Below are 10,000 nucleotides of genomic sequence, written 5' to 3'. Positions count from 1 at the left end.
GGGAAGCTATTCACCGCAACCGGCAGAACATCGCTTTTATGGTTTTTGGGCAGGTGAAATTCTGGATGCCTTAAGTGTCTATGCGCTTGCTCATGCGTCTTTTTAAGAAAAGGCTTTATACTCTGGGGCGGTTTCTAATGTAAACTTGCGCTGATTCCGCCGAAAGGGGTGAAGAGTAATAATACCCTTGAATAAGATAGACACCGAGATGAGCGAGAAGATCAACCTTTTCTTTATCTTCCACGCCTTCGGCTACGCAATCCAAACCGATCTCTCGGCAAAGGATGATGATCGATTTAATGATCTTATAATTCCGATTGTTATATTCGAGATTAGTCACAAAACTGCGGTCGATTTTGATTTTATTTAAAGGGAAATTTTGGAGGTGGGATAGACTGGAATATCCGGTTCCAAAATCATCCAAGGCAATACTGGCACCGACCGCCTGAAGTTTTTTGACGTTATCAAAGGCGGCTGCAAAATTATGCATGACCGCTGTTTCGGTTAATTCGAATTCTATTCGTTCTGGGTCGATATTCGACTGTTTTAAAATATCGAGCAGAAGATTGATTTGTTTTTCATGAGAAATGTCATGTGCAGACAAATTAAAGGAAAGTTTGATCGAATGAGGCCATTTTTTAGCTTCGTTTAATGCCTTTTTAAACAAAATAGGGGTTAGGCGAATGATCGCACCTGTTTGCTCTGCCACTTGAATAAATTTATCAGGCGCAATCCTACCTAAGCCGGGGCTATCCCAACGTGCCAGACTCTCGAAGGTGATAATTCCACCATTACGGGAATCAATAATCGGCTGAAATTGAATAAAGAATTCTTTATCAAAATCTGCTTTTTCCAAAGCCCGTTCAATAAGGGCTAGTTCTTTTAATTTTAATTCATGATTGACATCAAAGACCACAATTTGGCCTTGTCCGCCCTGTTCTTTTGCATAATAGAGCGCATAATCGGCATGTTCGAATATTTGTTGTGTACTGTTAGCTGTGCCAAAATAGGAACGCGCGCAGCCTGCTGAACAACTGATAACGATTTGATTATTTCGCGCCGAAATCGGATGAGAAATCGCGTCAAGAATAGAGGCAATCTCTTGATTGAGGATTGTGTTTTCCTTGTCGCCCGGCAAAATAAAGCCAAATTCATCATTACCAATCCGGTAAACCAGCGCTTTATGCCGGAGCGCCAGATATAATCTGTGACCGATCTTATCAAGGATAAAATCTCCGACATCGTGGCCATAGATTTCATTGATCCTTTTAAAACCGTCGATATCAATAATCCCAATCGAGAAAGGAATGCTATCGTCTCTATAAGGCGAATTGACCGCTTGAAGGTCAACAAAAAATTGCCGCCGGTTTGCCAAACCGGTGGTTGAGTCATAGCAACTAGCCTGTTGCTCGATTTCTTTTTCTATCGCGAGCAAAGGAAGTGGCGGAGATTCCGTATTGTCCTTTTTCTGTGAAGAGAACCATGATGAAAGATGGTAGGCTTCGAACAGATAAAGCAAAATGGCGTTGCAAAAGAAAAATTCGATATCTTCTAAAAAAGCCGAAAATTTTGGTGGGATAAAATGAAATAAGTTTAAAAAATAGATGAACTGGCTGGTAAAAAAGACAATGAAAGAGCTTATTTTTAGGCGGTAAATGCAGAAAAAACCAAAAATGATCGTCGGGATAAAAGGAAAGACAATATCATTGAAAATACTGTTCCGATCGGCATTGGTATAAAGGCAAACCGGAATGGTTATAAAAATAACAAAAACGAGTTGAGCTAAAAATCGGAACAAATTGGTCGGATTTGGAGGTAAACTGGTCTTATTCTTATGTTTCCGGCAATGGTGCCCAAAGAGTAGCATACTGCAAAAACTTACCGCCAGCACAATTATAATAAGATTACTTTTGTGGAAGTAATTTATTAAAATCTTCAACAAGGAATAATTGTTCACCGAGATAAAAGTGAACATTAAAGATAACGTTAAAATCGTCTGAAACTTTATATTGAATTTACAATATCTGATATTGGATGCGTGATTTTTTAAAATTCCAAGCTGAATAAAGTAATTTTTGAGGCGGTGCCGCAATCGGTAGAGAAGAACCGTTTTCTGTCGTGGAAAATAACGCCTGCCATGTTTGACAGCTTTATTTTTGGTAAGCATGACAGGCGGTTCCTGATATGCCTGCTCTATCAAAAGCGCTCTTTTTGGAGACAGATTTACTTGATAGGCAGGCCGAATATATAGATTGTTATTTTATTAGGGCGTAAAGAGTAATTTTTCTCACAAGATATTAGAGTAGATATTACGGGACTCTAGATTATTTTCAATAAAATTTATTACAGAAATCGATTTTTTTGCCTAAAAATTCCAAATGTTAACTTATCCTTGATAAGCTTCGCCACGAAAATTCTGGGCAATAACATACCATTCCGAAGATTCCTTGCGGCTGGCAGGGGGCTTGGCATGTTTTACCTGACCAAAAAGGCGCTTCAACAAAGCGACCAAGTCTTTATCCGCACCACCTGCCAAAACTTTGGCAACAAATGAGCCGCCTTCTCGAAGGGTTTCGCTGGCAAAAACAGCAGCTTCTTCAACCAAGGCCATCGTTCTTAAATGATCAGTTTGAGCATGACCGATAGTATTTGCAGCCATATCGGATAAAACAAGATCGGCTGCACCACCCAAGGCTTCGATAAGTTTTTTCTGGGCTTCTGGGTCAGTAAAGTCATTTTGGAAAATAGTTACGCCTTCAATGGGCGCGGCTTCCAAAAGATCAATACCAACGACTTTAGCTTGAGGTGCTTTTTTTCTAGCTACCTGACTCCAGCCACCGGGAGCAATCCCCAGATCAATGATACGTCTGGCATTTTTGAGCAAAGAAAAGCGTTCATCCAATTCTATCAATTTAAACGCCGCGCGCGAGCGATAGCCTTCGGCCTGTGCTTTTTGAACATAAGGATCGTTTAATTGGCGCTCTAGCCAGCGGGTCGAAGCGGCAGTTCGCCTTCTGGCTGTTTTTACTCTTTGATGTCCCGGCGTTTTCATAGAAATCTTTCTCGGTTAAAGGGTCTGCTGCAATAGCCATAACGGGCAATCAGGTCACGCAATATACCTTCGCGGATACCCCTATCAGCGATATGAACCGCATTTATTGGCCATATTTCAACAATGGCATCTAAAATCGCGCAGCCAGCAACAATTAAATCTGCCCGATCTTCCCCGATGCAGGTGATTTTTGCCCTTTCTTTAATCGACATTAAGGAAAGCTGTTTACTGATCTGGCGTAATGCCGCCGTTGGGGCGATCAATCCATCTACCATGCGGCGATCGTAACGCGGTAATTCCAGATAAATACTGCCTAATGTGGCGACTGTACCGCTTGTCCCCAGCAAGCTTAGCGGGGTAAGCCTTTGTTTTTTGAGGCGATCAGAAAAAGAAAGAAACAGTTTTTTGACCTGTTCCTTCATCGCCTGATAGGCCTGCTTCCTATCTGCTAGACTATTCCCGCGGTATCCCAGACTTTCAGTCAAGGAAACAACCCCCCATGGCACGGAAACCCAATCGAGCACTTTGGGGCCATTATGGTCGCTCATGGTAAGAATGAGCTCTGTCGAACCACCGCCAATATCGAAAATCAGGGAAGGGACGTCTTTCTCTGTTAAAAGCATATGGCAGCCAAGAACCGCTAACTGGGCTTCTTGTTCTGCCGAGATGATTTCCAGCAATAAACCTGTTTCTTTGTAAACCCGCTGCACAAAGTTGCGACCATTCAAGGCGCGGCGGCAGGCTTCTGTCGCAACCGAACGTGCCAAGAAAACATTCCGTTTTCTTAATTTTTCAGCGCAAACACTAAGTGCAGCCAAAGCACGATCAATAGCGGCATCAGAAAGCCGATGGCTGGCCGCTAGACCTTCCCCAAGACGAACTATTCTGGAAAAAGCGTCAACGACCATGAAATCATGCTTTTCAGCACGGGCAATCAACAGACGACAATTATTGGTGCCAAGATCAAGCGCACCATAAACGCGGGGACGAGTCAGGTTAAACGTATTTTGGGGGTCGGCCACTAAACTGGAATCGGTCAGATAACGGCCGCCCGACCGTTGTCTAAAAGTCGGAACGGCCCTGAATAGAGGTGGGGCCATGATCGTCCTGTCCTAATGGTAGATTAAACGGCAAAATTACCGATTTGTTACAAGGGATAGTATAGATACGGGGGGCTTGCGGCAAGCATGAGCGGTCTAATTATCCTTGGTCGGCATAAAGTGAATGGGAATAAAAAATAGAAGTATTTTGTAAAATAGGCTTGACAGCCTCGCTAGATACCATTAGTTCGCAGCACGAAAGTTGCCCCGTCGTCTAAAGGTAAGACTACGGACTCTGACTCCGTCAATTGTGGTTCGAATCCACACGGGGCATCCAATCAAAACCTCCCTTAAAATAAATCACTATCCTTCCTATTATTAGAGTCATTATGCTTTCATAGAATAATGCTAATAGGGCTTATTTATATTTCATTTTATTGCCTCATAATAAATATATTCTTCCAATTTTAAGAAGATATATTCCTATTTATTCAGATACATTCCTTGAAATAGAATTTTTTTATTATTTTATGACGATAATTTTATTTTAAAATAAGGCTTGTTCTTTCTTTTGTGATTTCTGGTTTAAATTATCTCTATTTCTGCTGATACTCGCGCTAGGTCAGCAAGCCATGAATCTGGTGATATCTTTTCCTCCTCTTACCAAGACATCTATTGACTCCTGATAGCGGAACGTGAACCCTCCTTTTCCGTGGAATCATATCGCCCCTGAAAACATATGGCGAACGCGATGGGCTTGGGGCTGTGTTTTCTCCTGCGGGCTGTTCTGGCTCTATCTTGCTTTCATCCGAGGAGTATTTGATGGCTGAAACCGACATACAGGCGGCAATAAAAAGCCAGATCGATAGCCTTTCAAATTCTAAAAATTGTAACTGTTTATTTTTCGATTATTGATAATTCATTGTATTGATAAATAATCATGCCATACCAATATACTCGATAAGACGAGCTTATTTAGGCATCTGATTTTATCCGATGCATCAGGAATAGGGAGTGGGAATATGCCATCTTTTGCCAAAGCCCTTGAGCAAACACTTCACAATGCCTTGGCTATTGCCAGCCGTCGTCATCATGAATATGCCATGCTTGAGCATTTGCTGCTCGCCTTGATTGACGATGAACATGCTTCGCAAGTGATGGCGGGTTGCGGTGTCGATCTCGCAGAATTGAAGCGTTCTCTTACAACGTATCTCGATACCGAACTGGATGCTTTGAAGATAGAAGGCAACAGTGATCCTTCTCCTACAAGCGGTTTCCAGCGCGTGATTCAGCGGGCTATTTTGCATGTCCAGTCTTCTGGTCGGGATGAAGTGACGGGTGCCAATGTCTTGGTCGCCCTTTTTTCCGAGAGAGAGAGCTATGCTGTCTATTTCCTGCAACAGCAGGATATGAGCCGGTTGGATGCTGTCAGCTTTTTAAGCCACGGTGTTGGAAAGGGCGGGGTCGCAGCGGATAATCAGGCCGAAGAAGAAAAGACCCAGCAGCGGCCATCAGAGGTTTCTAAAAAGAACGAAAGCGCCTTGAAGCAATTCACGGTCAATCTGAATGAAAAGGCCGAAGTCGGACGTATTGATCCTTTGATCGGTCGTTCGGCCGAGGTTGATCGTACCATTCAGATATTATGCCGCCGTTCCAAGAATAACCCGCTTTATGTGGGTGATCCGGGGGTTGGTAAGACCGCGATTGCAGAAGGTCTTGCCCGTAAAATCATCGAAGATCAGGTGCCGGAAGTCCTAAAGGATACCGTTATCTATTCTTTGGATATGGGGGCATTGCTAGCTGGAACCCGTTATCGTGGGGATTTTGAAGAAAGACTGAAAGCAGTCGTAACCGAACTGCAAAAACAGCCGAAAGCTGTTTTGTTTATCGATGAAATCCATACGATTATAGGCGCTGGCGCCACTTCGGGTGGGGCAATGGATGCCTCGAATCTTTTGAAACCGGCTTTGTCCAGTGGGACTATCCGTTGCATTGGTTCGACCACTTATAAAGAATTTCGCAATCACTTTGAAAAGGATCGCGCTTTATTACGTCGCTTCCAGAAAATTGATGTTGTTGAACCGACTGTCGAAGATGCCGTCAAAATTCTGAACGGCTTGCGGCCTTCTTTCGAAGAGCATCATAGTGTGCGTTACACCTCGGATGCCATTCGTGCAGCGGTGGAATTGTCCGCCCGTTATATCAATGACCGCAAGCTGCCGGATAAGGCTATTGACGTGATTGATGAAGTGGGCGCAGCGCAAATGCTGTTGCCGCCATCCAAGAGACGGAAGATTATTTCGGCCAAGGATGTGGAAGCTGTCGTCGCAACGATGGCGCGGATTCCGCCAAAAACGGTCTCGAATGATGATAGCCAGATTTTGGCTAATCTTGAAACCGATTTGAAGCGGGTTGTTTTTGGTCAGGATAAAGCCATCAAGACCTTGGCTTCAGCGATCAAATTAAGCCGTGCCGGTTTGCGGGAAATGCATAAACCGATTGGTAGCTATCTGTTTTCGGGCCCGACGGGGGTTGGTAAAACCGAAGTTGCTCGTCAGTTGGCTTCCTTGCTGGGTATCCCGCTGAAACGCTTTGATATGTCCGAATATATGGAACGTCATTCGGTTAGCCGCTTGATCGGTGCGCCTCCGGGCTATGTCGGATATGATCAGGGTGGTCTGTTGACCGATGCAATCGAGCAAAATCCGCATTCTGTCTTGTTGCTGGACGAAATTGAAAAGGCACATCCTGATCTGTTCAATATTTTGTTGCAGGTGATGGATAACGGTAAACTGACCGACCCGCATGGAAAAACGGTCGATTTTCGGAATGTCATTTTGATCATGACCAGCAATGCCGGTGCTTCTGACATGGCTCGCGAGACGATCGGTTTTGGTGATCTGACACGAGAAGGGGAGGATTTCGAGGCTATTAAAACGATGTTCTCGCCGGAATTTCGCAACCGTTTGGATGCGGTGGTTCCCTTTGGTTATCTATCGCCAGAAATGATCCAGCGGGTGGTGGACAAGTTTATTCTTGAACTTGAAATCCAGTTGGCTGATCGCAAAGTCGACATTGCCTTTGATGATGAAGCCCGAGAATGGTTGGGCAAAAAAGGCTATGATCGTCTCTATGGCGCCCGTCCTATGGGACGCTTGATCCAAGAAAAGATCAAACAGCCTTTGGCAGAAGAATTGCTCTTTGGAAAGTTGGTTGATGGGGGCGAGGTCAAGGTTCACCTGAAAGAGAATGAGCCAAGCTTTGAAATTGTCCCAGGTGCGCCTTCTGTGAGTAAAAAGCCCAAAAAAGGGAAGGAAGCCAGTGAAACGCTGGATGAATCTTGACCCTATAGCGTAAGGTTATAATCCTTTTAAAAAAGCGGGTTCGAAAGAACCCGCTTTTTATTATTAGGTGACCTTAGATATTGGGTAATATCAGGATTTGAGCTTCCAGCCCCGCGCGATCAGAAGATAGGCGATACTGCCAAGAATAACGTCAATGGCGATCACAATCGCAGCGCTTTCAAAAATATTGGCATCGGCTACCCCTAAAAAACCATAACGGAAGCCAGAAATGACATGGAAGAACGGGTTCCATGTGCTGAAGCAATAGAACAAGCCATGCAGGCTGTGAACAGAATAAAAAGTGCCAGAAAGAAGGGCTAGCGGCTGAATAACGAAATTGGAAACCGAGGCCGCGTGGTCGTATTTATCCGCCCATATGGATGTAAGCAGTCCGATTAACGCCAGCATCATCGCCCCGAAAAAGCCGAATAACAAGACGGCAAGCGGATGATTAGGGATGTAATGGACGTTTGGCCAAAAGGCCATGGCTACCCATAAAAAGAAACCAACTAGAAACGCCCGTGTCATCGCGGCACCGGTTAAAGCGGTAATAATTTCTTTGGTACCGATAGGCGGAATCAGATAATCTAAAATAGTCCCTTGCATTTTACCCACTAAAAGTGAGAAACTGGCATTAGCAAAAGCGTTTTGCATCATGCCCATGGCAATAAGGCCGGGGGCAACAAATGCAGCAAAGTCCCAACCCAACGTTTTATGCCCGCCTCCCAATGCAACGGTAAAAATGACCAGAAATAACAAAGTCGAAACAACGGGAGCCCAGATTGTCTGCATCTGAACCTTGAAGAAGCGTCTTACCTCCTTCACATAAAGGGCATAAAGACCTTCCCAATTGATAGAGGCTATTATGGCTTTACCAAAAGGGCGTTGACTAGCAGAAGACAGTTTGACCATATCTGTTCGCTAAAGCTTGTTGGCTTTAGCTGCAAGTGGGTTCCTGCTTGGAATCGTCTGGAGTCAGAAAGAATTTACATTCCCTTAAGCGGGATAACGTGGAAATAACCGGCTTGTCGGGTTGATGGATTAAGAGATCGTGAGGAGTTAAATGGCCTGGACCGAAGAACGAATTGAGCAGCTTAAAAAGCTATGGGAAGCCGGCGATACCGCTAGCCAGATTGCAGAAAAGCTAGGCGATGTCAGCCGTAATGCTGTGATCGGGAAAGCCCATCGTTTGGGGTTACAGGCGCGCCCGTCTCCTGTGAAAAACAGCGATCATGCTGAAGCTGCCGATCATGGGCATAAAGAAAAAGAAGAGGCAACGCCTTCGGTAAGCAAAAATCCGACGGTCGCGCCGGTTGTCAACGAAGCGCGTAAAGAGCTTCATAAAAAAGAAACTGTTAAAAGCGTGAAAGCTGTAGAAGCTGTGGCTCCGCCCCCTGTGGCCGAGAAAAAACCTGAACCGGCACCCGTTATCCGTTCTATCGGTCCTGGTGGATTCCAGCGTCAGGTTCCGGGTGAACAAACAGCGCCCATTCCACCGGCACCGCCGCGCCGCCTTGTTCCGGCCAAACCGTCACCTGAAATTGCGGACAAAACTTCGCTTTTGGATTTGACTGACCGAATTTGCCGTTGGCCTATGGGGCATCCGGGGGAACCTGATTTCCATTTTTGTGGCAAGCCGGTCAATCCGGGATTCCCTTATTGTCTCGAACATTGTTCTGTCGCCTATCAGGCGCAGTTGCCACGTCGTGATCGCCGGCCAACGCCGACAATTCCTTTCCCACAGAATCGTTCATAATTCCGATAACAGGATGAAAAGGATGGGATACGGGGAAAAGATGATTTTCCCCGTATTAAAACGAAGGCAGGATTTCTGAAAAAAGTTAGGTGATACGGGTTGCACCTTGGAAATCCTGTGCGTATAAATTTTGACTATTGGCAGCCAATTGGCTGCCTTTTTTCTTGGTTAGATTTTCTATGCCTGACGCGGCCTTATGCCAGCGCCCGGCCTAGTTGATAGGGAGAATAACTATGGCCATAACGCCGTTAATGCCTGTCTATCCTCGTTGTGCCGTCCGTCCGGTTCGAGGCGAAGGCTGCTATCTCTTCGGTGAGCAGGGTGAACGCTATTTGGATTTTGCTTCAGGTATTGCTGTTAATATTCTGGGGCATGGTCATCCGCATTTGGTCAAGGCCATTCAAGAACAGGCTGCAACCTTGATGCATGTTTCAAACATGTATGGTTCGCCGCAGGGTGAAGCCTTTGCCAAACGTTTATTAAGCCATTGTTTTGCCGATACCGTCTTCTTCACCAATTCCGGTGCAGAAGCCATTGAATGTGCGATTAAAACGGCACGTCGTTTTCATTACGCTAATGGCAATCCGGAACGGTTTAAACTGATTACCTTCTCCAATGCCTTCCATGGTCGGACAATGGGTACGATTTCGGCAACTAATCAGCCAAAAATGGTTGATGGTTTCAAACCGTTATTGCCCGGATTCCAAGTTGTAGAATTCAATGATCTGGCGGCAGCCGAAGCGGCAGTCGATGATCAGACAGCTGGTTTCCTTGTTGAACCTATTCAGGGTGAAGGGGGGATCCGTCC

General features: G+C 45.1%; 7 protein-coding genes and 1 tRNA gene. 4 read left to right on the top strand and 4 right to left on the bottom strand.

What is annotated here, in order from left to right; translation table 11 throughout:
* Positions 1-115: 115 nt before the first annotated feature.
* The 3 genes from LDL18_RS00465 to LDL18_RS00455 form a co-directional block, all read right to left on the bottom strand.
* Complete coding sequence (locus tag LDL18_RS00465; RefSeq protein ID WP_296505996.1) at positions 116-1,519, bottom strand: EAL domain-containing protein; 1,404 nt, start codon at positions 1,517-1,519, stop codon at positions 116-118.
* Positions 1,520-2,386: 867 nt separating this feature from the next.
* Positions 2,387-3,052, bottom strand: coding sequence for an RlmE family RNA methyltransferase (locus tag LDL18_RS00460; RefSeq protein WP_296505994.1), 666 nt, complete (start codon positions 3,050-3,052; stop codon positions 2,387-2,389).
* A complete protein-coding gene (locus LDL18_RS00455; protein ID WP_296505992.1) occupies positions 3,049-4,152 on the bottom strand; it encodes a Ppx/GppA phosphatase family protein in 1,104 nt (367 codons plus the stop codon). The genes LDL18_RS00460 and LDL18_RS00455 overlap by 4 nt, the downstream gene beginning before the upstream one ends.
* Positions 4,153-4,355: 203 nt before the next feature.
* Here LDL18_RS00455 and LDL18_RS00450 point away from each other — a divergent pair.
* Positions 4,356-4,429 (top strand) — tRNA-Gln (locus LDL18_RS00450).
* Between the two features lie 685 nt (positions 4,430-5,114).
* The gene (clpA, locus tag LDL18_RS00445) at positions 5,115-7,436 is read left to right on the top strand and encodes an ATP-dependent Clp protease ATP-binding subunit ClpA (protein ID WP_296505987.1); all 2,322 of its coding nucleotides are present in this window, start codon (positions 5,115-5,117) and stop codon (positions 7,434-7,436) included.
* Positions 7,437-7,526: 90 nt separating this feature from the next.
* Here clpA and LDL18_RS00440 read toward each other — a convergent pair whose 3' ends face one another.
* Positions 7,527-8,348, bottom strand: a complete 822-nt coding sequence (locus LDL18_RS00440) for an ABC transporter permease (RefSeq protein WP_296505983.1) — start codon at positions 8,346-8,348, stop codon at positions 7,527-7,529.
* A gap of 151 nt (positions 8,349-8,499) precedes the next feature.
* On the opposite strand from LDL18_RS00440, the gene LDL18_RS00435 reads away from it, so the two are divergent.
* Positions 8,500-9,192: a GcrA family cell cycle regulator gene (locus LDL18_RS00435; RefSeq protein ID WP_296505981.1), complete on the top strand. Its 693-nt coding sequence runs from the start codon at positions 8,500-8,502 to the stop codon at positions 9,190-9,192.
* Between the two features lie 233 nt (positions 9,193-9,425).
* A partial coding sequence (locus LDL18_RS00430; protein WP_296505980.1) for an aminotransferase class III-fold pyridoxal phosphate-dependent enzyme occupies positions 9,426-10,000 on the top strand: 575 nt, incomplete at its 3' end.

It is taken from the genome of Zymomonas sp. (assembly GCF_020216885.1).
Taxonomy (GTDB): Bacteria; Pseudomonadota; Alphaproteobacteria; order Sphingomonadales; family Sphingomonadaceae; genus Zymomonas.
Note: the sequence above shows the minus strand (reverse complement) of the source record. Positions and strands in the feature narration are given on the sequence as shown.